The organism is Bacillus sp. ISL-35 (assembly GCF_018613355.1).
GTDB lineage: Bacteria > Bacillota > Bacilli > Bacillales > Cytobacillaceae > Mesobacillus.
Genome location: NZ_JAGGQK010000013.1, coordinates 24982 through 50897, shown reverse-complemented (window position 1 = coordinate 50897; position 25916 = coordinate 24982). Strand labels below are relative to the sequence as shown.

25 protein-coding genes and 1 other annotated feature are annotated in these 25916 nt (G+C 45.7%); of the genes, 18 read left to right on the top strand and 7 right to left on the bottom strand.

Annotation, left to right across the window (positions count from 1 at the left end; all coding sequences use genetic code 11):
• Positions 1 to 8: 8 nt before the first annotated feature.
• The 12 genes from ccmA to J7E38_RS17255 all read left to right on the top strand — a co-directional run bounded on the left by ccmA (position 9) and on the right by J7E38_RS17255 (position 11447).
• Complete coding sequence (gene ccmA / locus J7E38_RS17310) at positions 9 to 713, top strand: heme ABC exporter ATP-binding protein CcmA (protein WP_214709199.1); 705 nt, start codon at positions 9 to 11, stop codon at positions 711 to 713.
• The gene (locus J7E38_RS17305; protein WP_214709197.1) at positions 710 to 1393 is read left to right on the top strand and encodes a heme exporter protein CcmB; all 684 of its coding nucleotides are present in this window, start codon (positions 710 to 712) and stop codon (positions 1391 to 1393) included. The genes ccmA and J7E38_RS17305 overlap by 4 nt, the downstream gene beginning before the upstream one ends.
• A complete protein-coding gene (locus tag J7E38_RS17300) occupies positions 1393 to 2103 on the top strand; it encodes a cytochrome c biogenesis protein (RefSeq protein WP_214709195.1) in 711 nt (236 codons plus the stop codon). Before J7E38_RS17305 ends, J7E38_RS17300 begins: the two co-directional genes overlap by 1 nt.
• A gap of 21 nt (positions 2104 to 2124) precedes the next feature.
• Complete coding sequence (locus J7E38_RS17295) at positions 2125 to 2256, top strand: CcmD family protein (RefSeq protein ID WP_214709193.1); 132 nt, start codon at positions 2125 to 2127, stop codon at positions 2254 to 2256.
• A gap of 209 nt (positions 2257 to 2465) precedes the next feature.
• Positions 2466 to 2972 (top strand): TlpA family protein disulfide reductase, encoded by a 507-nt coding sequence (locus J7E38_RS17290; RefSeq protein ID WP_214709191.1) that lies wholly within the window; start codon positions 2466 to 2468, stop codon positions 2970 to 2972.
• A 94-nt stretch (positions 2973 to 3066) separates the two neighbouring features.
• A complete protein-coding gene (locus tag J7E38_RS17285; protein ID WP_214709189.1) occupies positions 3067 to 3591 on the top strand; it encodes a cytochrome c3 family protein in 525 nt (174 codons plus the stop codon).
• Entirely contained in the window at positions 3584 to 5017 is a 1434-nt protein-coding gene (locus J7E38_RS17280; RefSeq protein ID WP_214709187.1) for an ammonia-forming cytochrome c nitrite reductase subunit c552, read from the top strand. Before J7E38_RS17285 ends, J7E38_RS17280 begins: the two co-directional genes overlap by 8 nt.
• 478 nt (positions 5018 to 5495) lie before the next feature.
• On the top strand, positions 5496 to 6686 hold the full coding sequence (locus tag J7E38_RS17275; RefSeq protein ID WP_215038752.1) for an MDR family MFS transporter: 1191 nt from the start codon (positions 5496 to 5498) through the stop codon (positions 6684 to 6686).
• Positions 6687 to 6999: 313 nt separating this feature from the next.
• The gene (locus J7E38_RS17270; protein ID WP_251030377.1) at positions 7000 to 7527 is read left to right on the top strand and encodes a CueP family metal-binding protein; all 528 of its coding nucleotides are present in this window, start codon (positions 7000 to 7002) and stop codon (positions 7525 to 7527) included.
• Positions 7528 to 7618: 91 nt separating this feature from the next.
• Positions 7619 to 8983: a sigma-54 interaction domain-containing protein gene (locus tag J7E38_RS17265; protein WP_214709179.1), complete on the top strand. Its 1365-nt coding sequence runs from the start codon at positions 7619 to 7621 to the stop codon at positions 8981 to 8983.
• 351 nt (positions 8984 to 9334) lie between these two features.
• The gene (locus tag J7E38_RS17260; RefSeq protein WP_214709177.1) at positions 9335 to 10654 is read left to right on the top strand and encodes a GntP family permease; all 1320 of its coding nucleotides are present in this window, start codon (positions 9335 to 9337) and stop codon (positions 10652 to 10654) included.
• Between the two features lie 16 nt (positions 10655 to 10670).
• Positions 10671 to 11447: a 3-hydroxybutyrate dehydrogenase gene (locus J7E38_RS17255; RefSeq protein WP_214709175.1), complete on the top strand. Its 777-nt coding sequence runs from the start codon at positions 10671 to 10673 to the stop codon at positions 11445 to 11447.
• A gap of 38 nt (positions 11448 to 11485) precedes the next feature.
• Here the strand turns inward: J7E38_RS17255 and J7E38_RS17250 are convergent, their stop codons facing one another.
• The 4 genes from J7E38_RS17250 to J7E38_RS17235 all read right to left on the bottom strand — a co-directional run bounded on the left by J7E38_RS17250 (position 11486) and on the right by J7E38_RS17235 (position 15434).
• Positions 11486 to 12205 carry a LutC/YkgG family protein gene (locus J7E38_RS17250; protein WP_251030376.1) on the bottom strand — a complete coding sequence of 240 codons (720 nt, stop codon included), beginning with the start codon at positions 12203 to 12205 and terminating at the stop codon, positions 11486 to 11488.
• Complete coding sequence (locus J7E38_RS17245; protein ID WP_214709173.1) at positions 12202 to 13632, bottom strand: LutB/LldF family L-lactate oxidation iron-sulfur protein; 1431 nt, start codon at positions 13630 to 13632, stop codon at positions 12202 to 12204. The genes J7E38_RS17250 and J7E38_RS17245 overlap by 4 nt, the downstream gene beginning before the upstream one ends.
• Positions 13633 to 13692: 60 nt before the next feature.
• Positions 13693 to 14409: a (Fe-S)-binding protein gene (locus J7E38_RS17240; RefSeq protein WP_214709171.1), complete on the bottom strand. Its 717-nt coding sequence runs from the start codon at positions 14407 to 14409 to the stop codon at positions 13693 to 13695.
• A 650-nt stretch (positions 14410 to 15059) separates the two neighbouring features.
• A complete protein-coding gene (locus J7E38_RS17235; protein ID WP_214709169.1) occupies positions 15060 to 15434 on the bottom strand; it encodes a nuclease-related domain-containing protein in 375 nt (124 codons plus the stop codon).
• A gap of 348 nt (positions 15435 to 15782) precedes the next feature.
• Positions 15783 to 16003, top strand: a binding site (T-box leader).
• Between the two features lie 83 nt (positions 16004 to 16086).
• Here J7E38_RS17235 and leuS point away from each other — a divergent pair.
• The 3 genes from leuS (at position 16087) to J7E38_RS17220 (ending at position 19230) form a co-directional block, all read left to right on the top strand.
• Complete coding sequence (gene leuS, locus J7E38_RS17230; protein ID WP_214709167.1) at positions 16087 to 18501, top strand: leucine--tRNA ligase; 2415 nt, start codon at positions 16087 to 16089, stop codon at positions 18499 to 18501.
• Between the two features lie 175 nt (positions 18502 to 18676).
• Positions 18677 to 18988 carry a rhodanese-like domain-containing protein gene (locus J7E38_RS17225; RefSeq protein ID WP_214709165.1) on the top strand — a complete coding sequence of 104 codons (312 nt, stop codon included), beginning with the start codon at positions 18677 to 18679 and terminating at the stop codon, positions 18986 to 18988.
• Between the two features lie 56 nt (positions 18989 to 19044).
• Positions 19045 to 19230, top strand: a complete 186-nt coding sequence (locus J7E38_RS17220) for a sporulation protein Cse60 (protein WP_144477167.1) — start codon at positions 19045 to 19047, stop codon at positions 19228 to 19230.
• Between the two features lie 208 nt (positions 19231 to 19438).
• Here the strand turns inward: J7E38_RS17220 and J7E38_RS17215 are convergent, their stop codons facing one another.
• Positions 19439 to 20707: a BaiN/RdsA family NAD(P)/FAD-dependent oxidoreductase gene (locus J7E38_RS17215; protein WP_214709163.1), complete on the bottom strand. Its 1269-nt coding sequence runs from the start codon at positions 20705 to 20707 to the stop codon at positions 19439 to 19441.
• A gap of 268 nt (positions 20708 to 20975) precedes the next feature.
• Between J7E38_RS17215 and J7E38_RS17210 the strand changes: the two genes are divergently transcribed.
• Positions 20976 to 22604 (top strand): putative polysaccharide biosynthesis protein, encoded by a 1629-nt coding sequence (locus tag J7E38_RS17210; RefSeq protein ID WP_214709161.1) that lies wholly within the window; start codon positions 20976 to 20978, stop codon positions 22602 to 22604.
• Between the two features lie 42 nt (positions 22605 to 22646).
• Here J7E38_RS17210 and J7E38_RS17205 read toward each other — a convergent pair whose 3' ends face one another.
• Positions 22647 to 22877 carry a hypothetical protein gene (locus tag J7E38_RS17205; protein ID WP_214709159.1) on the bottom strand — a complete coding sequence of 77 codons (231 nt, stop codon included), beginning with the start codon at positions 22875 to 22877 and terminating at the stop codon, positions 22647 to 22649.
• A gap of 104 nt (positions 22878 to 22981) precedes the next feature.
• Between J7E38_RS17205 and J7E38_RS17200 the strand changes: the two genes are divergently transcribed.
• Positions 22982 to 23698, top strand: coding sequence for a pseudouridine synthase (locus J7E38_RS17200; protein ID WP_215038750.1), 717 nt, complete (start codon positions 22982 to 22984; stop codon positions 23696 to 23698).
• A gap of 82 nt (positions 23699 to 23780) precedes the next feature.
• On the opposite strand, the gene J7E38_RS17195 is transcribed toward J7E38_RS17200, so the two are convergent.
• Positions 23781 to 24002 (bottom strand): DeoR family transcriptional regulator, encoded by a 222-nt coding sequence (locus J7E38_RS17195; RefSeq protein ID WP_023626930.1) that lies wholly within the window; start codon positions 24000 to 24002, stop codon positions 23781 to 23783.
• Between the two features lie 479 nt (positions 24003 to 24481).
• Here J7E38_RS17195 and pepV point away from each other — a divergent pair, with 479 nt between their 5' ends.
• Positions 24482 to 25897, top strand: coding sequence for a dipeptidase PepV (gene pepV, locus J7E38_RS17190; RefSeq protein ID WP_214709157.1), 1416 nt, complete (start codon positions 24482 to 24484; stop codon positions 25895 to 25897).
• Positions 25898 to 25916 lie beyond the last annotated feature (19 nt).

Below are 25916 nucleotides of genomic sequence, written 5' to 3'. Positions count from 1 at the left end.
TGGGGACCATGCTGGAACTGCGAAAAATGACCAAAATGCTGGGAGATAAACTGATATTGCGAAACATCACCCTGACACTTGAAAAAGGGGAAATCCTCGCAGTAATAGGGCCAAACGGTGCCGGAAAGAGTACGTTTTTCAAATGTACGGTCGGATTGCTGCAGCCTACAAGCGGAGAGATTCTCCTTGATGGAAAGATCGTCAGGAAAAACTCTGCACAGATCAAGCAGCGGATTGGGTTCTTAGGTCATGAATCCTTCCTGTACAATAACCTGTCCCCGCTCGAGAATCTTAGATTTTACGGAAAGCTTTACAAGGTGAAGGACCTTGACAGGAAAGCGAATGAGCTTTTGAAGGAGGTAGGGTTGTATCTCTTCCGTGATATGCCGATCCGGTCGTTTTCAAGGGGAATGATGCAGAGGCTGGCGATTGCGAGGGTGCTGCTCCCTGACCCTAAAATCCTGATGCTCGATGAGCCACACACCGGACTTGACCAGGAAGCCGTCGCTCTCCTGAATCAAATCATTAAAAACAAACGGGACAGCGGAACATCCATCCTGATCATCTCACATGATTTCGAGCAGGTGCATGCACTTGCTGACAGGGCCGCCCTGCTGAAAAAGGGAAAAATCATTGCAACAAGGCCGCTTGGTGAAGGGATCAGCCTGTCTGAGATGAAGCAATGGTATGAATCAGAGGTGAAGAGCTCATGATGTCGATACTTCGCGATGCCTGGACGATTGCCAGCAAAGATCTTCGCAACGAGATCAAGACAAAGCAGACGATTGGGATGATGGTCATTTTCTCCAGTCTGGTCGTCCTCATTTTCAGCTTTGCCTTCGATCCAACCAACAATATGGTGAAGGCGGTCATTCCAGGTCTCGTCTGGCTGATTACTGTCTTTTCCGGGATTCTTGGCCTGAACCGCTCGTTTCTTTCGGAGCATGAAAACGATGCACTGACTGGACTTCGCTCGGCTCCCATTGACCCTTCGAGTATTTATCTGGGGAAGGCGCTGGCGAATTTCATCCTTGTCACGGCTGTTCAGCTCGTGAGCATCCCGGTGCTGTTCTTGCTGTTCGACTACCGCTTTTTTGGAAAATTAAGCTGGTTCATTCTTGTTGTTGTCATTGGAACACTGGGCTTTATCATCGTCGGCACATTCCTGGCTGCCCTGTCAGCGAATGCCAAAAACAGCGAAATGCTGTTGCCGGTTTTGCTGCTGCCGCTATTAAGTCCATTGCTGATTGCCGGAGTCCAGGCGACAAGAATCGTTCTGGAAAATGAAATGATTGCGGATGCAGCGTCATGGATCAGATTGATGGCTGCTTACGATTTGCTGTTTCTGGCAGCGTGCTTTTTCTTATTCGAATTTATTATGGAGGGGTCTTGATGAAAAAGAATGCTGGTTTGATTGACCGAATCTTGCTGTTTACTTTGATACCATCATTTTTTATCGCGCTTTACCTGATTTTTATCTGGTCGCCTGTCGAAAAGATGATGGGTGCCACCCAAAAAATATTCTACTTCCATGTTGGCAGTGCCTGGGTCGCCTTCCTCGCTTTCGGGGTAGTGGGTTATTACAGTGTCAGAGTGCTGATCAAGCCGAGGCTTCAGCATCATATCAATGCTGGAATCTCAGCTGAAATTGGTGTCCTTTTCACGACAATCACATTAATCACCGGGATGATCTGGGGAAAATCAAGCTGGAATACGTGGTGGACATGGGAACCACGTCTCGCGACAACGCTGATCCTCTGGTTCATTTATGTCGCATATCTTTTTGTCCGTAAGATGGACGGTTCTATGGAGAAAATCGCCAGGCTGTCAGCTGTTTTCGGCATTGTTGGCGTCATCAATGTCCCGATTGTCTTCATGGCGATCCGCTGGTGGAACACGAAGCTTCATCCAATCGTGTTCGGTGAAGGCAAAAACCAGTCAGGAGGCGGAATCGAACCGGATATGCTCGTCACATTGCTGTTCTCGATTTTTACGATCACCTTGCTTTACGCGTTCCTGATGCGAAAAGGCATCGAAATTGAAAAAATGAGACATATCGTCAAAAAGGCTAAGTCAAAAGCAATCGAAAAGCTTGCGGGCTAACAATTAAGGAGGAATGGAAAAATGACTTACTTATTCATGGGTTATACAGTGATCTGGACGTTGATTGCGGGGTATGTCGTTGTGCTGGGCCGCCGCCAGAAGCAGCTGAAAAAAGAGCTTGAACTGCTGGAAGAATGGAACTCAGATTTTTAATAAAGGCTGTTTTCGTAAAGATTGGTGTTAAAATCCTAAAGCCGATTTTAACGTAATATATACCTATTGCGGAGGTCGGTATAAAGTTTAGATGCTCTTTTCTCATAAAAAGAGTCTTCTTTACAAGGGTAATCAGCTAATTCAATCCAATTTGTATTCAAAAGCAACAAAGTTTGAGAAAAGAGCCTTAAAAAAAGCGGGTGATGAAAATGGGCAAAAAAATCGTTCCGGTCATCGTGATCGCAGCTGTCATCGGAGTCCTTGGCTTTTTGGTCAGCGGATTAGGCGGGAAAGCATCCGCCCAGCCTGGTGACCAGTCGATCGATTTTGAACTGCAGGATATTGACGGCAATACTTACAAACTTTCTGATTTTAAGGGCCAGCCGGTTGTCCTCAATTTTTTCGCGACATGGTGTGCTCCATGCATTGATGAAGCGCCTGAACTTGAAGTATTCGGAAAAGAGTACAAGGATGCAAAGCTTTTGATCCTTGCAAAAGGCGAATCGAAAAAACGGATGGAAAAATATATCGGGGAAAGCGGTTCTAAGCTTACGTATCTTTTAGACACAAAAGAAGAAATCTCTAAAAATTACAATGTGATCGGACAGCCTGAGACTATCATTATTGACAGCGACGGCATGATTGTCGAACGCTTTTCCGGCCCGACAACAAAGGACGATTTAATCAGTCTGATCCAGGAAAAAGTTTCACCATGACCTTGGTTAAAGCACATTCGTGTTTTAATAAGGCTGTTTTCGTATGAATCCGAAAACAGTTTTTAGTAGTTGGCTATAAGGGAGGTGAAAGAGAATGCTGAAAAAGCTGCTGGGAATAGACAAAAAGATGCTGTTATTCATTGGTGTGTTCGCTGGAATCATTGTTTCTGTCGTCACTGTCAAGACGCTTGCTTATACGGATTCACCTGAATTCTGTTCAAGCTGCCACATCATGACAGAGGTCCATGATTCGTTTTCCGATTCCAACCACGCTGGTCTAGCCTGCGGGGACTGCCATTTGCCGCATGAAAACATGGTCAAGAAATACACGTATAAGGCAAAGGCGGGCATGACCCATGTGTACTACAATACGCTGGGGGAAGCCAAAATCCCGAAGGTGCTCCACGCAACGGAAAGCTCTGACGAAGTCATCAATGAGAACTGCATCAGCTGCCATGAAAACACACTGGAAAATGTATCGCATGATGCAAAAGACAGCTGTTCAAGCTGCCATCAGGCAGTGCCGCATGGCAAAGGTTTCAAGACAGAGGATTATTTTAAACCGCCGAAACCAGGCGAGCTTTTAGAGAAAAAAGGAGGTACGATGAACAATGGCTAGAAATTTCCGCTGGGCATATTTGCTCCTTGCGGCTGTCATGCTCATCATAACAGGCTGCTCCAGCTCGGATGAAGAAGCCACTTCAGCCAGTGAGCTAAAAACGGGGCTTAGCAAAGATGAAATCAGCAATGAAGCCTTCAAGGATCTTTTCCCGCTTCAATATGACAGCTACAAACAAAACGAAAAAATGGAAGATACAAAATACAGCGGTTCCGTGAAACGAAGCAAATTCGACCATGATAAGGAACCGTATTTGCCTGTTCTTTTTAACGGCTATGGCTTTGCGACTGAGTACAATGAAGATCGCGGCCATATTTACGCGAATGAGGACGTCCGGGCGATCGCGCGCATCACTGACAAGTCAGTCGGATCCTGCCTGACCTGTAAATCGACTGCCGTACCACACATGATCGAGGAGATGGGCGACGATTACTGGAGCGGCAATTTTAACAAAGACATCTGGCCGAAAGCAGAGGCAATGGGCCATTCCCCAATCGGCTGTTCAGACTGCCATGATCCGCAAACGATGGATCTGCGCGTCACGCGCCCGAGCTTCATCAAGGCAATGGAATCCCAGGGCATCGACATGTCCAACCCAACCAAGAATGACATGAGGAATTATGTCTGCGGACAGTGCCACGTAGAGTACTACTTTGCAGCTGACAATAGTGAAGTTACCTATCCTTGGGCAAATGGATTCAAGCCGGAAGATATGTATGAATACTATGAGACTGCCGCCAAAGAACAAGGTTTTGAAAAGGACTGGGTCCACAATATTTCCGGGACGCCAATGCTGAAATCCCAGCACCCTGACTTTGAGACACATATCGAAGGTCCGCATGGCGAGGCTGGAGTAACATGTGCAGACTGTCACATGCCATATGACAGGGTAGACGGCAAAAAGAAAATCAGTTCACACTGGTGGACATCGCCTCTGAAGACAATGGATCAATCCTGCGCAACCTGCCATAGCAACAGGGATATGGATGAGCTGAAGGATCGTGTAATGGGAATCCAGGAAACACATATGGAAGCTCTTCATAAGGCCGAGGATATTTCGATTACCTCACACTATTACGTGAATAAGATGATCACATCAGGAGTAAGCGAAGAAAAGATCGAGCAGGCTCAGGAGCATGTCAGGAAAGGGCAATGGTTCTGGGATATCGTAGCGGCTGAAAGTTCGGCTGGATTCCATAATCCGCAGGGATCCATGGATTCATTGAGGATTTCGATTGAAGAATCGAATGCGGCAATCAATCTAGCCACCGAGGAATTGACCAAGAAAGGCGTCAATTTAGAAGAGGTCAAGACAGAGATAGAAAAAGTGAAGAAGGCTGTATACGACGAAAAAGATAACTTCAAGAAGAAAGACAAAGCAATCAACAGTTACTTCCCGGCCCAACAGCCAGCTCCAAAAAAATAGAGAATAGTAAATTTAGAGAATAGATAAATAGGAAAACACTGTGCAAATGCTAGTTTGTACGGTGTTTTCTTTAGTTTTGCAGAAATTTCAAGAGGAGTCAAGGATGAGTTCTATATGGAGCAAAAATTTAATTGTAAAAACGGTGAAAACTAGATTTAATGTTCATACAAGGGGTGAAAAGTCAGTCCGTTAGGTGAAAAACTGGGTAATTTTTCGAGGTGGACAGGCTTTATTCGCAAAATACTGGATTTGTTCGCAAAAAATTGTTTTTATTCGCGAAAAAAAACGCTTTTAATCGCAAAAAATAGCAGTTTATTCGCAAACTGGAAAAAACAGCTGATTTTTTCCAGATATTAAGAGAAAAAATAGAAAATTTCAACTTCAAATCCCTGCATAAATTCCTATTGCAACCCACGATAAAAACCACTAAAATTACTTTGTTATTCGAAATTAATTTAGTGAAAGAAGGCGTTATATGATGCCTAGAGCCTTGTGGCTTTTGATTATCGGGATGGCAGTCAATGTTACTGGTTCCTCTTTTTTATGGCCTTTGAACACCATTTATATACATGAGCATCTGGGCAAGTCGCTTTCTGTTGCCGGGATTGTACTAATGCTGAATTCTGCTGCCAGCGTGATCGGCAATCTTTTTGGCGGCAGCCTTTTTGATAAAATCGGCGGCTACAAGTCTATTATTCTTGGAATCAGCATCACCATTGTGGCACTGCTCGGCTTGACCTTTTGGCCAGGCTGGCCGCAGTATATTTTCTTTTTGACAGTGGTCGGCTTTGGTTCCGGAATCGTCTTTCCGGCGATGTACGCAATGGCAGGTTCGGTCTGGAAAGAGGGCGGCCGTAAAGCGTTCAACGCCATTTATGTGGCTCAGAATCTTGGAGTCGCAGTTGGGGCAGCGCTTGGCGGACTTGTCGCATCCTATTCATTCCAGCTGATTTTCATAGCGAATGTAGCTATGTACCTGATTTTCATGGTGATTGCTATTCTGGGCTATCGCAGCATCGATACCAGGGCGGCGATGCAAACGAACGTCCTCCAGGAAAATGGTGCCGTTAAAAGCCATGCCAAGCTGTATGCGCTTTTGATCCTGGCTGTTGGCTATTTGCTTTGCTGGGTTGGGTACGTACAATGGCAAACAACTATTGCAGCCTATACGCAGGAACTGAACATCTCCCTGAACCAATACAGCATTCTCTGGACAATAAACGGTGCTTTGATCGTTCTTGGCCAGCCAATTGTGAACAGGCTGATCAAGCCGTTCCAGAATAAACTGAAGCTGCAGATCATCCTCGGAATGGTCATCTTCATGGTTTCCTATGCAGTTGCGGCAGGAGCCCAAGCATTTTCAGGCTTCGTTGCAGGCATGATGATCCTGACGATTGGTGAAATGCTGATTTGGCCGGCTGTTCCGACCATCGCAAATGACCTGGCTCCAAAAGGACGCGAAGGCTTTTACCAGGGAATCGTCAACAGTACCGCTACTGGCGGGAGGATGATTGGCCCGCTCATGGGCGGCATCCTTGTCGACCTGTACGGCATGCCAATGTTATTCGCAATCCTGATCGTGATCATGTTTGTCGGGATCTTCACGACCGTTGTTTATGACCGGAAAATAAAGGTATCCCATAATGTTGTTGCACAAGCGCAAAGTTAAAAGAGTCTCAATACGTGCAGCACAGTCGCAAAGTTATAACATTCTCCATACGTGTGGCACAGTTGCAAAGTTAATAGAGTCTCAATTCGCTTTGCACAAGCGCAAAGCTAAAAGTAACTCCAACCATGTGCCATCACAACGTTTGCTGTACAAATAAATAAACAACAGGGAGCTGGGCCGAGGTGTCCAGCTCCTTTTCTAATCAGTCACAATTTATGCATTTTTTCTCGATAAAAAATGCATATTTTACATCTAATATAGGAACGTGGGATTATGATATAATCATAATTTGAAAGACAAGGGGGTGAATGGGTTGAAATTTAAAATCCTCGGAATGGCGTTTTTGGCTGCCGGTTTGTTGACTGCCTGCAGTGGCGGAGAAGAATCTGCCGAACCTGAAAAACAACAACAGAACATCAAGGAATTGGTGAGTGATTACAGCACGGGCAAAATTGAGGGCGACAATGCTTCCATCACCTCACATGAGCTGACGATTGCTGATAGTGAAGGGGACAAGCAAGTCTATGACATCTCGGAAGAAGACTTCTTCGTCTCAATCGCACCTTATGAAAATCAAACCCATCCATGAACGAATCATAGCTTGACAGGTTGTCAAGGTGAATTGGTTGAAAAAGAGTTTGATGTATATATTGAGGATGAGGCCGGAAACGTGGTCGTTGACGAGAAAATGATGTCCCAGCAAAATGGGTTCATCGATTTGTGGCTTCCTCATGATAAAAAGTATAAAACAAAGATTGGATACAACGGTAAAAGTGTTGAATCGGAAATATCCACTTTTAAAAACGATGCGACCTGCATCACGACTATGCAGTTAATGTAGACGAAAGCACCTGTTTCAGGTGCTTTTTTTGTGCGTGTTAATATTTTCAGAAAAATGTGATAAAATCAAAAGAAAAACCAGGTGGCGGACTATGAATACAAAGCTTTTACATATCCCGGCAGACATTATTGAAACGATTGTCGAGAATGCGTTTGAATGGCTTGTGGTGGTAGATCAAGAAGGAAGAATCATCTATATCAACCATAATTATTGTGAATTCCTTGAAGTCAATCGTGAAGAAACGATTGGCCGGCATGTGACGCAAGTGATCGAGAATACCAGGATGCATATTGTGGCCAAAACCGGGAAGGAAGAACTGGCCGACCTGCAATATATCAAAGGCAATTACATGATTGCCAATCGGGTGCCCATCATCAAAAATGGCGAGGTAGTTGCAGCGTTCGGCACTGTCTTTTTCAGGGACACACAGGAATGGATGAAAATGGACAGCCATGTAAAAAGCCTGCTCACAAGAATGCAGCCCTATATCCAAAAAATTGATTCTGGGGTGAAATATACGCTCGATGATATCCTTGGCGAGTCGCAGCAGATTGTCAGTTTAAAAGAAAAAGTGAAAATGGTGTCCAACAGCGATATTTCGATTTTAATCAGGGGAGAGAGCGGAACAGGGAAGGAACTGTTTGCCCACAGCATCCACCAGTTAAGCAGCCGGAGCCAGAAGCCTTTCATCAAGGTTAACTGCGGTGCAATTCCCGAAAACCTCCTGGAATCCGAGTTGTTTGGCTATGAAGAAGGAGCTTTTACAGGTGCGAAAAAAGGTGGAAAGAAGGGGAAATTCCAGCTGGCCAATGGCGGCACCCTCTTCCTTGATGAGATTGGCGACATGCCGCTGAGCATGCAGGTAAAACTTTTGCGTGCTCTTCAGGACGGGGAAATAGAGCCGATTGGTTCGACGAAATCGATTTCGGTGGATGTCCGGATCATCGCTGCCACAAACAGGCCGCTTGAGAACATGATTGAGGAGAAACGGTTCAGAGAGGATCTATTTTACCGGATCAATGTCGTCCCGTTCAGCGTCCCTCCATTAAGGGAACGGGCGGAGGACTTGAGCCTTCTGATCGCCTATTTTATCGAAAAGGTCACAAATCGGTTGGGCAAGCGGATTGCAGGCATGGAAAGGAATGTGATGGAAATCCTGAAATCATACAGCTGGCCGGGAAATATCCGCGAACTGCAAAATGTCATCGAAGCTGCCGTTCATTTGACCAAAGGAGAACAAATTACGCTGGATTCTTTGCCGGATTACCTGCAATCACAGACAGCGATTTATCGGTTCAAGAATAAGAAGCTAAAAGATATTGTGGAAGAAACAGAAAAATGGGTATTGAAACAAAGCCTTGATAGGAATAATGACGACAAAATGCTGGTGGGCAGGGAGCTCGGGATCAGTAAATCTACACTGTATGAAAAACTAAATAAATACGGTCTCTTGTAGTCCGGAAATTCGGAATGCTGTCCGAATTTCCGGACTTTCCTATTTTCTAGCAATATTTAAAAGGGTTATCACTGTATGAATGGTGTTTATCAACGCTAAAAGGACAGGTCAAAAAAACAAATTTCTATTAAGTAAAAGGAATAGAAGAATGATAGAGTCCGGAAATCCGGAAATAGGTAACTGAAAATTATGAATACATACCGATCCACCTGGTTCGAAAAGTTGGCACGAAAGTTGCAATAAGATAATACAGCAATTTTATTCTAGGTTTTTGTAAGCGTTACCACAACTTTGGCGAGGAGGGCAGTTTTTATTTGTTTGTTCACTTTAATATAACAAGGGGGAAAAAGAATGCTGAGTATGATTGGATTGATTGGCGGTCTGGCTTTGTTGATTTATTTGACGATGAGGGGGATGAATCTGCTTATTGTCGGGCCGATTTCGGCGTTGTTTGTAGCTGTGTTCAGCGGGATGCCGCTGTTTCCGCAGCTGGCTGAAGAAGGTGCGGCCAACTTCGTAGGGAACTATATGTCTGGTTTTTCGGGTTTCGTTACTGCATGGTACATGATGTTCCTGCTTGGGGCAATTTTTGGAAAGGTGATGGAAGATAGCGGAGCCGCTGACAGCGTGTCTGAGTTCATCGTCGAAAAGCTGGGGATGAAGTATGCCGTGCTTGCGATTGTCGTTGCCTGCGCTGTGTTGACATATGGCGGAGTAAGCTTGTTTGTCGTAGCGTTTTCTGTTTATCCAATGGCTTTAAGCTTGTTCAGGCAAGCCAATTTGCCAAGGCGTTTCATTCCGGCTGCACTGGCCTTCGGTTCGGTAACGTTCACCATGACTTCTGCAGGTTCTCCAGAGATCCAGAACTGGATTCCGATTGAGTTCCTCAATACTTCTCCGCTTGCAGGCTGGGAGGTCAGCGCCATCGTTGCCGTCTTCATGATGATTTTCGGTTACTGGTGGCTGAAACGAATGATCACAAAAGCCATAGCAAAAGGGGAGAAATTTGAAGCGAGGAAGACCGATCCAATGATGGAAAAACGAGAGCTGCCACATCCTCTGATGGGTCTGATTCCTTTGGTTGTGGTGTTAGTGATTTCATTCGTTTTCCATGATTCATTAAAACAATCAGCACTGATCATCGCTCTGCTTGGAGGGGTTGTATCTGCCTATTTGCTGAATCGCAAGTATTTCAAAAATTTCTGGGAAGCACTCTCAGAAGGAACGATGGGCGCCTTGATTGCGATCGGAAATACTGCTGCCGTTGTTGGGTTTGGCGGTGTGGCGAAAGCGGTGCCGGCTTTCCAAACCGCAGTTGATGCGATGACGAATATACCTGGTAGCCCGTTGATCGGGGCGGCGATTGCCGTCAGCGTCATTGCCGGGATGACTGGTTCGGCTTCCGGAGGTCAGGCAATCGCGCTTCCGTTACTTGCACCTCACTACATGGACATGGGCGTCAATCCGGAAGCATTGCACAGGGTAGCGGCGATTTCCTCCGGAGCGCTTGATTCCCTGCCGCATAACGGTTACGTGGTTACGACTGTCAGGGCGATTTGCGGCGAGTCCCATCAGGATGCCTACAATCCAGTGGCAGCAGTGACGGTCATTGTTCCGCTGATTGGTGTGGCTATCGCGATTGTTCTATTCTCACTAGGATTAGGTATTTAAGGAAAGGAGTTTCCCGATGCTAAAAGATAAAGTAGTCCTGATAACCGGTGCCGCCCAGGGAATCGGGTATGAGATCGCCAAGAGTTTTGCTGAACAGGGCGGAAAAGTATTTTTGACAGACTTACAGGAAGAAACGGTAGAAAAAGCAGCGGCCAGTCTGCATGAATCAGGACATGAAGCTGCTGGTTTGAAATGTGATGTAACCAGCGAAAAAGACATTGAGCAGGCAGTTGCGAAATGCGTCGACCACTTTGGCCGTGTTGATGTTCTCATTAACAATGCCGGCCTGCAATATGTATCCATGATCGAAGACTTCCCGACGGAAAAATTCGAACTGTTGATAAAAGTCATGCTTACAGCACCGTTTGTAGCCTTGAAATATGTACTGCCGGTCATGAAAAAGCAAGGTTTTGGCCGGGTCATCAACATGGCGTCGATCAATGGGCTAGTCGGATTTGCCGGTAAGGCAGCATATAACAGCGCCAAGCACGGAGTCATTGGATTGACGAAGGTAGCTGCACTTGAAACCGCCGAACATGGAATCACCGTCAACGCTGTTTGCCCGGGATATGTCGATACCCCTTTGGTTCGCAATCAGCTATCAAGCCTGGCGGAGACCAGGAATGTCCCAATTGAAAAGGTTCTTGAAGAAGTCATTTTTCCGCTCGTGCCCCAGAAACGCCTGCTGGCTGTCGAGGAAATCGCAAGTTATGTTCATTACCTGGCCAGTGACGCTGCAAAAGGAATCACTGGCCAGGCGGCAGTCATTGACGGAGGTTATACCATTCAATAAGTTTAAAGCCGGCTTCCCTTTTCGGAAGCCGGCTTTTTTTACAAATCCTCAATGACGATATAAGTAGCTTTTACTGGTCCATGTACTCCGACCACCAGGTTCAGCTCAATATCCGCTGAGTTGCTTGGCCCTGTGATGAAGTTGATGCAGGAGGCCACTTTTTTTCCGGACAGATGCATTTCCCGGAGCTTCTGCGCTGCCTGGGTAATGCGCGGTATGATTGTACTTTTAGGAATCAATGCTATATAGGTGGCAGGGAGGAAACTGACTGTCCGTCCTTTATCCTGGTTGCTAAGTAAGACGACGGTGCCGGATTCTGCAAGGGTGAATTCGCTAATCGTGATTCCGACATTCGCCCGCTCAGCCTGGCGGATATTTTCCTCGCCCTTTGAATAATCCCATTGATGGAATTCAATATTTTCAGAAGGCCACTGTTTTTTCATCAGTGAATCAAGTCCCCAGTCTGCAAAACGTTGATCCTTCCACGACACAACCGGACCGCCGCCATAGTCGTGGACAACCTTATCCAGAGTAGAAGGCAGAGTTTCCAGGTCTGTCGTCACAAGGCTTGTGTGGATTTTCAAGCATTGATTTTTAAGGACTTCGACTAACTCATCGGTAGTTGCCTCGCTTAAAACTTCATCCTGAGGCCGGTGCTGCCAATCAGGTACCGTGACACCATTCTTGCGCCGGCTCCTGCCCAATGAATTGGCGATCTGGTTGAGGAATGCATCCCGGTTTTGAATGGTCCCCGTCATAATTTCCCGCCTCCTTTTTCCCTGTTCTTGAACCAGTCCCTGAATCTCTCTTTGTTTGGAGCTGGGAATTCCCTGATTTCTGTCCAGGCCTTTAACGGTCCGGGCCCGTTTGAAATTTTATCTCCAGATGTAAAAGGATTCATCGCAGCAGGGGCTGCTTTCGACCCGAACTTATACAGCATCGGGGACGCTGCGCCAAGCCCGAACGCTTTCATGGCGAGTTTTTCGGAAATCGGTGCTTTGCCTTCCTCCTCGACGATCACCTGACGATGCTTATGCAAAAGCTGATGAAGCGGAATTTTTACCGGACAAACTTCCGTACATGCTCCGCACAGTGTTGAGGCATAGGGAAGCTCCTTGTATTCATCGTACCCGCCGAGCAGCGGGGACAGCACCGCGCCTATCGGACCGGAATAGATGGAGCCATAGGAATGCCCGCCGACATGGCGGTAAACCGGACAGACATTGATGCATGCCGCACAGCGGATGCACTGCAGGATCGGCTGGAACTCGGTCCCAAGAATCTTGGAGCGGCCATTATCGACGATGACAAGATGGAATTCCTCTGGTCCATCGACATCCAGCTCCTCACGTGGTCCTGTCAAAACCGTGATGTAGCTCGTCAGCTTTTGCCCGACAGCACTTCTTGTCAACAGGCTGACCAGTACCTCCAGCTCTTCGAATGTCGGGACGAGCCGCTCCATCCCCATCACTGTGATCTGTGTTTTTGGCAGGGAAGTCACCAGGTCCGCATTTCCTTCATTTGTGACGAGGGCGAACGACCCTGTTTCCGCCACGGCAAAATTGCAGCCGGTGATCCCGATGTCTGCAGTCAAATATTCATTTCTCAGCATTTCTCGGGCATGCCAGGCGAGTTCCTCTGGCTTCTCCGTCTTTTGGTAGCCGAGTTTTTTGGCAAAAACGTCCCGGATTTGCTCTTTGTTTTTATGTAAAGCTGGGACAACGATATGCGACGGCGGATCATGATCATCCACCTGGAGAATGTATTCGCCAAGATCCGTTTCCACAACCGTGCAGCCAGCCTGTTCAAGAGTGGAATTGAGGTTGATTTCTTCCGTGACCATTGATTTCGCTTTAACGATTTTTTTCGCGTTCTTTTTGTTCACGATGCTTTTAATATAATCATTTGCCTCTTCAGCGGTCTGAGCGAAAAAAACATGGCCGCCGCGCTTGGCAATATTTTCGCTCAGCTGCTCCAGATAGTAATCGAGATTGTCGAGCACATGCTGGCGGATTTCCTCTCCAAGACTGCGCCATTCTTCCCAGTTCCCCAGTTCATCCGCAGCATCCTGCCTGCGTGTCCCCATCCGCTCCTGCGCACCCGCAACCGCGCCTCTCATGAATGAGTCATCGATGCCATTTGCAACACGCTCTTTAAAGTCATCAGTCCCGATTTTCATTGGCATAGGAATTCCTCCTTATCGGTTAATCCGCATTACCGGATTTTCAGTAACTTAATTACAACCTTACTGGCTGTTCAACACCTCTGCGATATGCAGAACCCTGATCGGCTTGCCCTTTCGATCGATCCGTCCGCCGATGTTCATCAGGCATCCAGCGTCAGCCCCAATCAAATATTCCGCTTCTGTTTCCTCGATATGCATGACTTTTTCATCGACCATCTGCTCAGAGATCTGGGCCATTTTCACTGAAAAAGTACCGCCGAAACCGCAGCACTGCTCCTTGCCCGGGAGCTCGGTGAATTCGAGCCCTTTTACATTTTTTAAAAGAATCATAGGTTCTTGTTTAATGCCCAGCAGCCTTGTCATATGACAGGAGGTGTGATAGGTTGCCTTTCCTTCAAACCGGGCTCCGACATCTTCGACTTTTAAAACATCAACAATGAACTGCGTCAGCTCATACGATTTTTCCGCAAGATTTCTCGCCTTCGGTTCCCAAACTGGGTCCCCCTTAAAAATATGAGGATATTCATGGAACATCGCAATGCATGAGCCAGAAGGGGAGACAACATACTCGGCATCTGCGAATGTATCAATCATCGACTTCATCGCCGCTTTTGCTTCTTTCACATAGCCACTGTTATACGCAGGCTGCCCACAGCAAACCTGCGCTTCAGGAAAGTCAATTTCACAGCCAAGCCGCTCCAGCAGCTCCACCGTCGCTTTTCCCACATTGCCCTGGAACAGATCAACCAAACAAGTCGCAAAAAGAGTCACCTTCATTTGGTCCGCCTCATTTCATCTATCTTTTTACTTTAATAGTACTATATTAAAATGGTCAGTTGAAAAAATCTTTTGGCGGGGAATAGGTTCTGTTTTTGGTGGTACCGGCAGTATGAAGATTCATTGAATGGAGGATTCGAGTGACTGTATCTTCTGAATCAATATGGAGGAATTTCCTCAATTGTATATTGGTTAAAAACCGGACCATATAAAAGAAAATAATCTCTCACAGCAGCCTTGTGTGCTTCCTTTGATGTCTTCCCGCAATTTTTACAAAACCATGCTCCATGGGTGCGGTCCATCCTGAAAGTGTTGCAATGGGGGCACATGAAACCGGTAATAAGATCCGGAGGGATATCCAGTGATTTCGGATCGGGTATGAAAGGTTCATGTTGTTTGAGCAGCAGCCTGGTAACTTTTTTTATATCCTTGTTTGTCAGTTGTTCTTTATCATGCTTTGATTTTAAAGTGGAAATCTTGAAAGGAATTCTTGCTGTCCGACATAGTCTATAGGCTACTTCTTTGTGGTGGTATGGATTTTTGATAATGGTCTGAGGATTGCTGATTGTAACAAACATCTCTATCGGAGGCAGAGGAAGTTGGTGTTTAAGAAGCCACTTGGCGAGGTGGGAACTTTGGATTTCAGCTTGTTAAATTGGATTGCTATATGCCTTTTCTGCGCCATCTGAATTCTGGAGCAATTGATCCAATTCAGGGTCGAGTTCAATCGTGCCTGCAAAATTCTTCGATTCGATAACTGCTATAAACCAGGCGCTGATGATCAAAGTATCAATTTGGAAATGACCGTTATGGTGGGGAAGCCTGAGGTATTGAAAAATTGTTAAGTCGTCGTCGGGAAACAGGGAAAGATAGTAGTCTACTTCTTTTTCCCCCTTGTATCCTGCTTTCCATCGGTTTAGTTTGGAGAGGAATTCAGGTTTTCGAGGGTGGTGATCAGGCAAACGGCGGATAATGGCTTCATAAATGAGGATTTCCATGGGGATTGTACGATATTTTGCGATCACTTGCATCACTCCATATTAAGTTTTACCAAGTACATTCGTTATCGCCGCTAAAAATCCTTTAATTTCATTTGTTTTTTGAAAAAAGTCTTGGAATCCCGCGATATGAGAGGTTAATTCCGCGAAAATTCACCGTAATTCCGCGAAAGTACAAGTTGATTCCGCGAAAATCAATCGCGATTCCGCGAACTGGAAATTCTCCACGATTTTTTCCAAAAATGTGTCCGAAAACAAGGTGGAAATCCTACACAAAACACCGCGCCCACTCATAAACTACTCTCCATAATCATTTATTTCCATCCCCGCTTGCATCTGCAGGGGAATTTTATTACAATTACTCTATATTCATAACGAAAGACTTCGATAAGGAGCAGTAGTGGTGTAAAGCCTGTTGTAGAGAGCTGGCGGTTGGTGCAAGCCAGACGGGATCCATCATGAACTCGCCTTTGAGTCGCAGACGTGAACAAACAAGTAGCGTTTGCCGTTTTCCGCGTTAAGGATGAATGAAGCGAGTGTTACACACTAATTTGGGTGGTACCGCGGGAGATCATACATAACCTCTCGTCCCTTTTTACAGGGGCGGGAGTTTTTTATTTGCAAAAATTCATCCGCTAAAAATAAAAAATAAATCGAAATCAAACAGGAGGACATTGCGATGAGTTTCAACCATCAGGAAATCGAGAGTAAATGGCAAGCTTATTGGGAACAGAATAAAACCTTCAAAACAACTGAAGATAAAGGGAAAGAGAAGTTTTACGCACTTGATATGTTCCCGTATCCCTCTGGTGCCGGCCTTCACGTTGGACACCCGGAAGGTTATACGGCAACTGACATCCTTTCCCGCATGAAAAGGATGCAGGGATTCAACGTCCTACATCCAATGGGCTGGGATGCATTCGGACTTCCAGCAGAGCAGTACGCGCTGGATACCGGGAATGACCCGGCAGAATTCACCGAGAAGAACATTAATACGTTCCGCCGCCAAATCAAGGCATTAGGTTTTTCATACGATTGGGACCGTGAAGTCAACACGACTGATCCTGAATACTACAAGTGGACTCAGTGGATTTTCCTTAAGCTTTATGAAAAAGGGCTTGCGTACATTGACGAAGTCGCTGTTAACTGGTGCCCGGCACTAGGGACAGTTTTAGCGAATGAAGAAGTGATCGACGGTAAAAGTGAGCGCGGAGGACATCCGGTGGAACGCCGTCCGATGAGACAGTGGATGTTGAGGATCACTGCCTATGCGGACCGCCTTCTTGAAGACCTTGACTTGCTTGATTGGCCGGAGAGTCTGAAGGATATGCAGCGCAACTGGATTGGCCGTTCGGAAGGTGCGGAAATCACTTTTAACATCGAAGGACATGAAGGTACATTCACGGTTTTCACAACACGTCCGGATACACTGTTCGGCGCAACATATGCAGTGCTTGCACCTGAGCATCAATTAGTTGATAAAATCACTACATCAGAACAAAAAGCAGCAGTCGAAAAATATATCGATGAAATCAAGAGCAAGAGCGATCTTGAGCGTACAGATCTTGCCAAGGACAAAACTGGCGTCTTTACTGGGGCCTATGCAATCAATCCAGTTAATGGAGAAAAAATGCCAATCTGGATCGCGGACTATGTTCTTGCTTCTTATGGAACTGGCGCCATCATGGCAGTACCGGGACATGACGAGCGTGACTACGAGTTCGCTAAGAAATTCGATTTGGAGATCAAGGAAGTCGTTGCCGGCGGAGACATTGAAAAAGAAGCATACATTGGCGACGGCGAGCACATCAACTCTGAATTCCTTAACGGAATGGGCAAGGAAGAGGCAATCAGTAAGATGATTGCATGGCTTGAGGAAAAAGGTATCGGTACGAAGAAGGTTACTTACCGTCTTCGTGACTGGCTATTCAGCCGCCAGCGTTACTGGGGCGAGCCGATTCCGATCATTCACTGGGAAGATGGCACAATGACAGCAGTTCCGGAGGACCAGCTTCCGCTTGTTCTTCCTAAAACGACGGATATCAAGCCTTCTGGTACAGGCGAGTCTCCACTTGCCAATATTCATGACTGGGTGAATGTAGTGGATCCTGAAACAGGCAAAAAAGGCCGCAGGGAAACGAACACAATGCCGCAATGGGGTGGCAGCTGCTGGTACTATTTGCGCTATATTGATCCGAAGAATGACCAGGCACTTGCCGATGAAGAAAAATTAAAGCAGTGGCTGCCTGTTGATATTTATATCGGAGGCGCGGAGCACGCTGTACTTCACTTGCTTTACGCTCGTTTCTGGCATAAGGTCCTTTACGATGTAGGTGTTGTCCATACGAAAGAGCCATTCCAGAAGCTTTTCAACCAGGGGATGATCCTTGGTGAAAATAATGAAAAAATGAGTAAATCAAAAGGCAATGTCGTCAACCCGGATGAAATCGTCGGAAGCCATGGTGCGGATACACTTCGCCTTTACGAAATGTTCATGGGACCGCTTGAAGCTTCGATTGCATGGTCTACAAATGGACTTGACGGATCACGCCGATTCCTTGACCGTATCTGGCGCCTGTTCGTCGATGAAAACGGCAGCCTGAGCTCGAAGATCAAAGATGTGGAAAACCAAAACCTTGAAAAAGTCTACCACCAGACGGTTAAAAAGGTAACAGAAGACTATGAAGGACTTCGTTTCAACACAGCGATTTCTCAAATGATGGTCTTCATTAACGAAGCATACAAGGCTGAGGAGCTTCCTAAGGCATACGTCGAAGGTTTCGTGAAAATGCTTGCGCCAATAGCGCCGCATATCACAGAAGAACTTTGGGAAAAGCTTGGAAACAGCGAGTCTATCACTTATGCAGCATGGCCAGCATATGATGAAGCCAAGCTTGTCGATGACGAAGTTGAAATCGTTGTTCAGGTGAACGGCAAGATCAAAGCAAAAATGATGGTACCTGCCGATGCAAACAGAGAAACTCTTGAGCAGATCGCGATGGGCGATAATACCGTTAAGGAACAAATCGACGGCAAAACAGTTCGAAAAGTGATAGCAGTACCAGGAAAGCTTGTCAACATTGTCGCTAACTAATACGTTTTGCAAGGGATCGCTATGGCGGTCCTTTGTTTTTATATAAGAATACCCCATGAGGTTTTTTCTTTGTATTATAAAAGGAGTTTTTATATAATAAATAGGGGAAAATACAATATGGTGTATTGATCCTTGAATAAGGATAAATTTTATTGAAAATTGGAGGAAATGACTTATGAATAAAATTGAAACAATCTCAACTGAAGAGCTTCAAAAGAAACTGGAAGCAGGCGAAAAGCCTGAAATGGTGGACGTACGTGAACATGACGAAGTTGAATCCGGCATGATCCCTGGAGCCAAGCACATCCCAATGGGCGAAATTCCTGAAAGAATGAACGAATTCGACAAGGACAAAGAATATATCTTCATCTGCCGTTCAAGCGCACGCAGCGGCAATGTCTGCCACTACATGAACGAGCAAGGCTACAAAGTCCGTAACATGGTTGGCGGCATGATGAGCTGGGGCGGAGAAACAAAACGCCCATAATTATAAGATTCTGAAAATCTGGCCAGAATGGATGGTAAAAAGGAAGGAAGATTCCCTTGATCCAGGTCAGAGTGTTTGATCATGAGCATGAAAAAGATCTCGAACAGGATATGAACGTGTTTCTTGAAAAGCTAGATGAAAAAAAACTTCTCGACATTAAATACAATGTCGCGGTCATACCTGAAGAAGAGGATGAAGAGCAGATATACTGTTTTTCAGCCATGATTGTGTACAGAGCCTGAGTCTTGAATCAGGCTCTGTTTTTATGTGAAAAAAGATTCGTGGCAAGGCACGAAGGGAGAAAGCGTCCGTCATCAAGGCCATGACGGACAAAAACGGATGGAAACCGACCAAAAGTGTCCATCATCAAACCATGAAGAACAAAAAATAGCAAAAAATCAAAAAAAGTGTCCATCACGTCAATCTGTGATGAACACTAAATACATATCTCTATTTCTCAAGCGCATACCCGGCTGCATTGGTTCCGGCGAGCCTTCCGGTAACAAGCGCAGATGTGATGTTGTAGCCTCCAGTATATCCGTGGATATCGAGGATCTCACCGCAGAAATATAGTCCTTCTGTTTTCTTGGATGCCATTGTTTGCGGCTCGACTTCTTTGACGGAGACGCCGCCGCCGGTGACGAAGGCTTTATCAAGCGGCAGGGTTCCGTTGACCTTGAACTCGAATTGCTTGACTGATTTGGCAAAGTTCCTGATTTTTTCATGGCCAAGCTGTCCGCCCTGCATTGCTGGGTCAATTTCATTCCGCTCAAGCAGGAACAATAAATAGCGTTCAGGCAAAAGGCCTTTAAGCAGGTTTTTCAGTGCTTTCTTTGGCTCGGCATTTATCAGCTTATTGATTTCCTGGAACAATTCTTCTTCCTTCATGTCAGGCAGGGCGTCCAGGGACATAACGACTTCTTTCAGATTCCACTTTTGCATCGCTTTGACGACGAACTGGCTGCAGCGCAGGACGGCTGGGCCGCTAATTCCAAAATGCGTGAAAATCATGTCCATCTTGTGTGTGATCAGCGCTTTTCCTTTTGGGTTCAGGACACTTAGCGCAATCCCTCTCAAGGAAAGTCCCTGCAGAACCTTTTCTTTTATAAAAGGCTCTGAAGAAGTCACGGGCACTTCGGTTGGAAAAAGGGTGGTGATGGTGTGGCCTGCTTTTTCTGCCCAGGCGTATCCATCGCCAGTCGAACCGGTATGGGGCACGGATTTTCCGCCGACGGCGATGATTACGCTGTCTGCTAAAATACTTTCTCCATTTTTCAATTCAACAGCTTCAACTTTTCCGTCCCTATAATGAACATCGGCTACAGGAGTATTCGTCTTAATTTCTACTTTTAACTCTCTAAGCTTTGTTAAAAGAGCATCGACAACCGATTGGGCTTTATCTGAGACTGGGAACATCCGGCCGTGGTCCTCTTCTTTCAGCTTGATCCCGAGTCCTTCAAAAAATGAAATGATATCTTCATTGCTAAAAATCGAAAGGGCACTGTAAAGGAACCGGCCATTTCCGGGTATATGTTTAATGATTTCATCGACAGGAAGGCGATTTGTCACATTGCAGCGTCCACCGCCGGAGATGGCCAGCTTGCGGCCAAGCTTGTCCCCTTTATCGATCAGCAGCACCTTTGCACCTTTCTCGCCAGCAGCAATCGCAGCCATCAAACCAGAAGGCCCGCCGCCAAGGACGATTACATCGTATTTCATTGCTTCACCAACTTTTCGTTTCACTTTTATAAATGCAGTTTCGCACTTTTCTTATTATAATCCATCTCTACTTTAAAAACATTGCCAAGACTGAGAAATTCAAACCTCTTCAGCCTGAAAACTGGCAGTGAAGCTGAAGAAAGAGTAAACTAGGGAATGCAGGAAATTTCTCCATCCATTGATAAATATCATAGTGCCGGATTGTGTTTATGGTAAAATACAAGTTTGTAAACTGATTTTATTTTATAGATTGAAAAGTAGGGATTATATGTCATCTAAGCTATTACGAGGGACGTTCATACTGACAATTGGCACGATTTTATCCAAAGTGCTGGGATTGTTTTATGTTATTCCCTTTTTTGCCATCGTAGGAGATTATGGGACCGCTTTATATTCTTTTTCTTATATTCCGTATACCATTTTCATTAGCATCGCCACAGCTGGTGTGCCGCTGGCTGTTTCAAAGTTCATAGCAAAATATAACGCTCTTGAAGAGTATGCAGTGGGCAGGAAGTTGTTTAAATCAGGAGTCGCTGTCATGCTGGCGACAGGCATTTTGTCGTTCCTGATCATGTATATAACGGCTCCTGGACTGGCTGATATTGTCATGAACACTAGTGGGGAAGATCATGCGAAAATAACGGCAGATGATGTGACAACGGTGATCCGTGCAGTCAGTTTCGCACTAATCGTTGTTCCATTCATGAGCTTGATCCGCGGTTTCTTCCAGGGACACCAATCGATGGGGCCTTCGGCAGTATCCCAGGTAATCGAGCAGATCGTCCGGATTATTTTCGTGCTCGCAGGCGCATACTTTGTCCTCAATGTCATGAAAGGCGACATGGTGACAGCTGTAAGTGTCGCCACGTTCGCCGCGTTCATCGGTGCACTGGGCAGTCTGGCGATACTCGGATGGTATTGGGTAAAAAGGAAGCCACATTTGGATAAATTGCTGGAAGAAGACAAAAAGACGATGGATATTTCCTTAAAGGACATTTATAAGGAAATCCTTCTTTATGCAGCGCCATTTGTATTTGTCGGGATTGCCAATCCTCTGTTCCAGTTTGTGGACATGATGACCTTCAACAGAGCAATGATGGCTATTGGCAATAGCCAGAATGAAGCGAATACCGCGTTTTCTGTGCTGAATTTCCAATCCCATAAGCTGGTGATCATTCCTGTTTCGCTGGCTACGGCTTTTTCATTGACTCTTGTGCCAAGCATCACGAAGGCTTTTACAGAAAACGACCGAAAGGGAATGAGGAGGCAGCTTGACCAAACATTCCAGGTCCTGATGTACCTGACAGTGCCGGCTGCAGTTGGAATTGCCCTTCTGTCAGAACCAATGTACACCGTCTTCTATGCACATAATGATCTCGGAACAGAAGTATTGGCCACGTACGCCCCAGTTGCCATCCTGTTCGCTTTATTTTCGGTAACAGCGGCGATCCTGCAGGGAATCAATGAACAGCGTTTTACGATTTTAAGTCTGTTGACTGGTTTGTTGGTAAAATTGAGCCTTAACATTCCGTTAATCAAGCTGTTTGAAACGCAAGGGGCAGTGATATCAACTGCGATAGGATATTTGGTTGCGATCTTCATCAATATGCTGGTGATCAAAAAGTTCGCGAGGTATCCAATGGGATTTGTGACGAGAAGGATTATTCTTATTCTTGTATTCTCTGGTTTGATGGCAGGGGTAACGGCTGCATTCTATGGAATGCTTGTCCAGTTCCTGTCACCGGCTGCCAAGTTCCAGTCAGTTATGATCATAATAATTTCTGCTGTTGTAGGTGCAGGTGTGTATTTTTATCTTGGATTCCGGACCAAACTGGTAGACAGGCTCTTCGGGGATCGGGTCACCAAACTGAAGCGCAAATTAAGGCTGCCGGTTTAATGAAGAATGGCCTTCGGTTATGAAGGCCATTTTTAATGCATTCTAATAGTAAAACTGGTCATTGTCGCGGATGTTCAAACGGCGCTCGATCCTGTCGACCCTGCGTTCTAGGCGGTCCAGCTGGTTGTTCAATCTTTGGATTTGCCGTTCAAGGCGGTCGATTTGGCCGCCGCCCGGATATCCTCCACCCGGATATCCACCTCCTGGATAGCCTCCGCCTGGCAGTCCGGGAAGCGGAATGTACAAGCCTTGTCCTTGCTGACGATAATTCATTCAGGTCATCTCCTCGTAATCTGAAGTAAAGTATGATATTAGTCTATGTAAGGCAAAAGGAAATGGAATGGGCGTGTGCCCATGTGATTCAGAGGAGGTATACCATGAGAATAGATAAAGTGCTTTCCAACCTTGGATATGGGAGCAGGAAAGATGTGAAAAAGCTTTTAAAAGATGGTGCGGTAAAAGTGAATGGCGAATTCATCAAGGACGCCAAACAGCATGTTGATCCTGAAAATGACACCATCACTTTGAATGGAGAGGAAATCCATTATCGAGAGTTCATCTATTTGATGATGAACAAGCCGCCTGGCGTTATTTCTGCCACTGAAGACAACCATGATGAGACGGTCATCGACCTGCTTGAAATGGAGGATCTGGTCTTTGAGCCATTCCCGGTCGGAAGGCTTGATAAGGATACGGAAGGCCTGCTTTTGATCACAAATGACGGACAGCTGTCCCACCGGCTGCTATCGCCTAAAAAGCATGTTCCGAAAACGTATTTTGCAGTGATCGAGGGGGAAGTGACAGAAGCGGACATCGAGGCATTCAAACAAGGGGTCACCCTTGATGACGGCTATGAGACGAAACCCGGGGAGCTTGTCATTTTAAAATCTGGATTGACTTCCGATATCGAACTGACAATCACAGAAGGGAAGTTCCATCAGGTGAAGAGGATGTTCCAGGCAGTGGGGAAAAGGGTTGTTTACCTGAAGAGGTTGTCGATGGGCCCGCTACAGCTTGATGAAACACTCGAACTTGGAGAGTACAGGGAGCTGACTGACGAAGAATTGGACATGCTGCAAAATTATGAAGTATAAAAAATCGCCGAGGGTGCTCCCCCGGCGATTTTTGCTTATATTTAATTGTTTAGTGCCACTTTACGGCTTTTTCGATTTTGTGCTATGACGACATCTTTACTTTTTTTTGGGTCGTTGTCCATTTACCTCGGCTCGGACTTTTTACTAAGTCGTTATAAGCCAGGACATTCAAATCCCTCTGGATGGTTCGAGGAGTAATTCCGAATTCCTCTACAAGATCTTGAGTTGTGACAGTTCCATTCTGACATATATACATGTAGATGGATTTGATGCGGTTTATCATCCGGTTAGTCGAAGGTTTCAAACAACCACTCCCTATCCTTTTTTAAACCCCTTTGTCATTTCCTGCAACCGACATTGATTGAAGACGAATCCTCAAGTATGTAGTTTTCTTCTTTCCAGACAGCTCCTTTTGCGTCCATTTTAAAAAGGAAGTCATAAGATGTCCTACCTTTTGGACTATTTTACACTTTAATAATACAAAATTCCAGATTATTCACTGTTTTTTATGAAAATTTAATAATTAGCTATTTATCTGCCTCCTTCTTTACGGTTTATATACTTAACGATATGGTGTTAAACAGGCTAAATATGACATTTATTAGAAAATTTAAAAAGTTTGTTGTCTGTCAATGGTTTACGGATGGAGAAAAGAAGGAGTAAAATAAAATTCAAGTTTTCAAGTGGGGATTTGCGGTACAATAAGAACATCTTCCCGCTTAAGTAAAACCTTTCAGGGGAAAGAAAGATATACATACAACTCTCATTTGGAGGTTTTTGACCATGACTTCGATCAACTGGACGAAAGAAGTAGAAAAAAGAGAAGCGGATCTGATCAATGATGCTCAGGACCTGTTGAAAATCAAGAGCGTTCTTGATGAAGAAAACAGCACTCCAGACGCGCCGCTTGGTGAAGGGGTAAAGGAAGCATTGGACTTCATGCTTCAATTAGGTGAAAAGGATGGCTTTACCGCCAAAAATGTTGGCAATCTTGCCGGCCATCTCGAATTCGGGCAGGGTGATGAAATTGTGGGCGTTCTCTGCCATGTCGATGTTGTGCCAGAAGGGGATGGCTGGTCCAGCAACCCGTATGGCGCTGAAATTCGCGACGGGAAAATTTATGCCCGCGGCGCAATCGATGACAAAGGTCCAACTATGGCGGCATATTATGCTATGAAAATCGTCAAAGAATTGGGCTTACCCCTTAATAAGCGTGTCAGGATGATCATTGGCACAGATGAGGAAAGTGATTGGCGCTGTGTTGACCATTATTTTGAGCATGAAGAAATGCCTTCGATGGGTTTTGCGCCGGATGCTGATTTTCCGATTATTTATGCTGAAAAAGGAATTGCTGATTATGATTTAGTGTGCAAGGCGGCTGGTATTGAAAAAGAAGGTTTTGATGCCGAAGTAATCGAATTTTCATCCGGACGCCGATATAATATGGTGCCTGATTTTGCAAAAGCTGTGCTGGCTGTTCAGCAGGGCCAGACAGATATTGTCCAGCGCTTTGACGAATTCAAGCGAAAAAATGAACTGGATGGCAAGGCGACCGTCGAAAGCGGCAGGCTAGTCCTTGAGCTGGAGGGAGTTTCAGCACATGGCATGGAGCCGGACAACGGGAAAAATGCGGGCTTGTATATGGCAGCCTTCCTTTCTGAGCTGAACCTTGATGGAAACAGTGAAAAATTCTTTCAGTTTACCGCTAAATACCTTGGCAAGGATTCACGCGGCAGGGAGTTAGGCGTTGCCTTTGCCGATGATATCACCGGAGATTTGACGATCAATGTAGGCAAACTTTCATATTCCCGTGAGAACGGCGGCCGTGCTGGATTGAATATGCGCTATCCGGTTACGACGGATCTGGAAAAAACCAAAGAAATCCTCCATAAGCTTTTGGAAGCTGAAGGATTGGCCATCGAGAACTTCACGAATTCCAATCCGCATCATGTCGATGAAAAGGATTTCCTGATCCAGACGCTGAAAAAAGTGTACGAAGAGCAGGTTGGTGAAAAGGCAGAACTGATCTCGATTGGCGGCGGTACTTATGCAAGGTCACTGAAATCCGGGGTGGCATTTGGCCCGCTGTTCCCTGGCAGACCTGATATCGCACACCAGAAGGATGAGTATATGATCATTGAGGACCTTCTGCGAGCAACGGCAATCTATGCGCAGGCTATTTATGAATTGGCAAAATAACTAAAAATCAAGGAGGGGA

Excerpts from the sequence above, each read along its gene's own strand:
- ccmA (WP_214709199.1), top strand. The coding sequence starts at position 9 with ATGCTGGAACTGCGAAAAATGACCAAAATGCTGGGAGATAAACTGATA.
- J7E38_RS17305 (WP_214709197.1), top strand. The coding sequence starts at position 710 with ATGATGTCGATACTTCGCGATGCCTGGACGATTGCCAGCAAAGATCTT.
- J7E38_RS17300 (WP_214709195.1), top strand. The coding sequence starts at position 1,393 with ATGAAAAAGAATGCTGGTTTGATTGACCGAATCTTGCTGTTTACTTTG.
- J7E38_RS17295 (WP_214709193.1), top strand. The coding sequence starts at position 2,125 with ATGACTTACTTATTCATGGGTTATACAGTGATCTGGACGTTGATTGCG.
- J7E38_RS17290 (WP_214709191.1), top strand. The coding sequence starts at position 2,466 with ATGGGCAAAAAAATCGTTCCGGTCATCGTGATCGCAGCTGTCATCGGA.
- J7E38_RS17285 (WP_214709189.1), top strand. The coding sequence starts at position 3,067 with ATGCTGAAAAAGCTGCTGGGAATAGACAAAAAGATGCTGTTATTCATT.
- J7E38_RS17280 (WP_214709187.1), top strand. The coding sequence starts at position 3,584 with ATGGCTAGAAATTTCCGCTGGGCATATTTGCTCCTTGCGGCTGTCATG.
- J7E38_RS17275 (WP_215038752.1), top strand. The coding sequence starts at position 5,496 with ATGCCTAGAGCCTTGTGGCTTTTGATTATCGGGATGGCAGTCAATGTT.
- J7E38_RS17265 (WP_214709179.1), top strand. The coding sequence starts at position 7,619 with ATGAATACAAAGCTTTTACATATCCCGGCAGACATTATTGAAACGATT.
- J7E38_RS17260 (WP_214709177.1), top strand. The coding sequence starts at position 9,335 with ATGCTGAGTATGATTGGATTGATTGGCGGTCTGGCTTTGTTGATTTAT.
- J7E38_RS17255 (WP_214709175.1), top strand. The coding sequence starts at position 10,671 with ATGCTAAAAGATAAAGTAGTCCTGATAACCGGTGCCGCCCAGGGAATC.
- J7E38_RS17250 (WP_251030376.1), bottom strand. The coding sequence starts at position 12,205 with ATGACGGGGACCATTCAAAACCGGGATGCATTCCTCAACCAGATCGCC.
- J7E38_RS17245 (WP_214709173.1), bottom strand. The coding sequence starts at position 13,632 with ATGCCAATGAAAATCGGGACTGATGACTTTAAAGAGCGTGTTGCAAAT.
- J7E38_RS17240 (WP_214709171.1), bottom strand. The coding sequence starts at position 14,409 with ATGAAGGTGACTCTTTTTGCGACTTGTTTGGTTGATCTGTTCCAGGGC.
- leuS (WP_214709167.1), top strand. The coding sequence starts at position 16,087 with ATGAGTTTCAACCATCAGGAAATCGAGAGTAAATGGCAAGCTTATTGG.
- J7E38_RS17225 (WP_214709165.1), top strand. The coding sequence starts at position 18,677 with ATGAATAAAATTGAAACAATCTCAACTGAAGAGCTTCAAAAGAAACTG.
- J7E38_RS17215 (WP_214709163.1), bottom strand. The coding sequence starts at position 20,707 with ATGAAATACGATGTAATCGTCCTTGGCGGCGGGCCTTCTGGTTTGATG.
- J7E38_RS17210 (WP_214709161.1), top strand. The coding sequence starts at position 20,976 with ATGTCATCTAAGCTATTACGAGGGACGTTCATACTGACAATTGGCACG.
- J7E38_RS17205 (WP_214709159.1), bottom strand. The coding sequence starts at position 22,877 with ATGAATTATCGTCAGCAAGGACAAGGCTTGTACATTCCGCTTCCCGGA.
- J7E38_RS17200 (WP_215038750.1), top strand. The coding sequence starts at position 22,982 with ATGAGAATAGATAAAGTGCTTTCCAACCTTGGATATGGGAGCAGGAAA.
- pepV (WP_214709157.1), top strand. The coding sequence starts at position 24,482 with ATGACTTCGATCAACTGGACGAAAGAAGTAGAAAAAAGAGAAGCGGAT.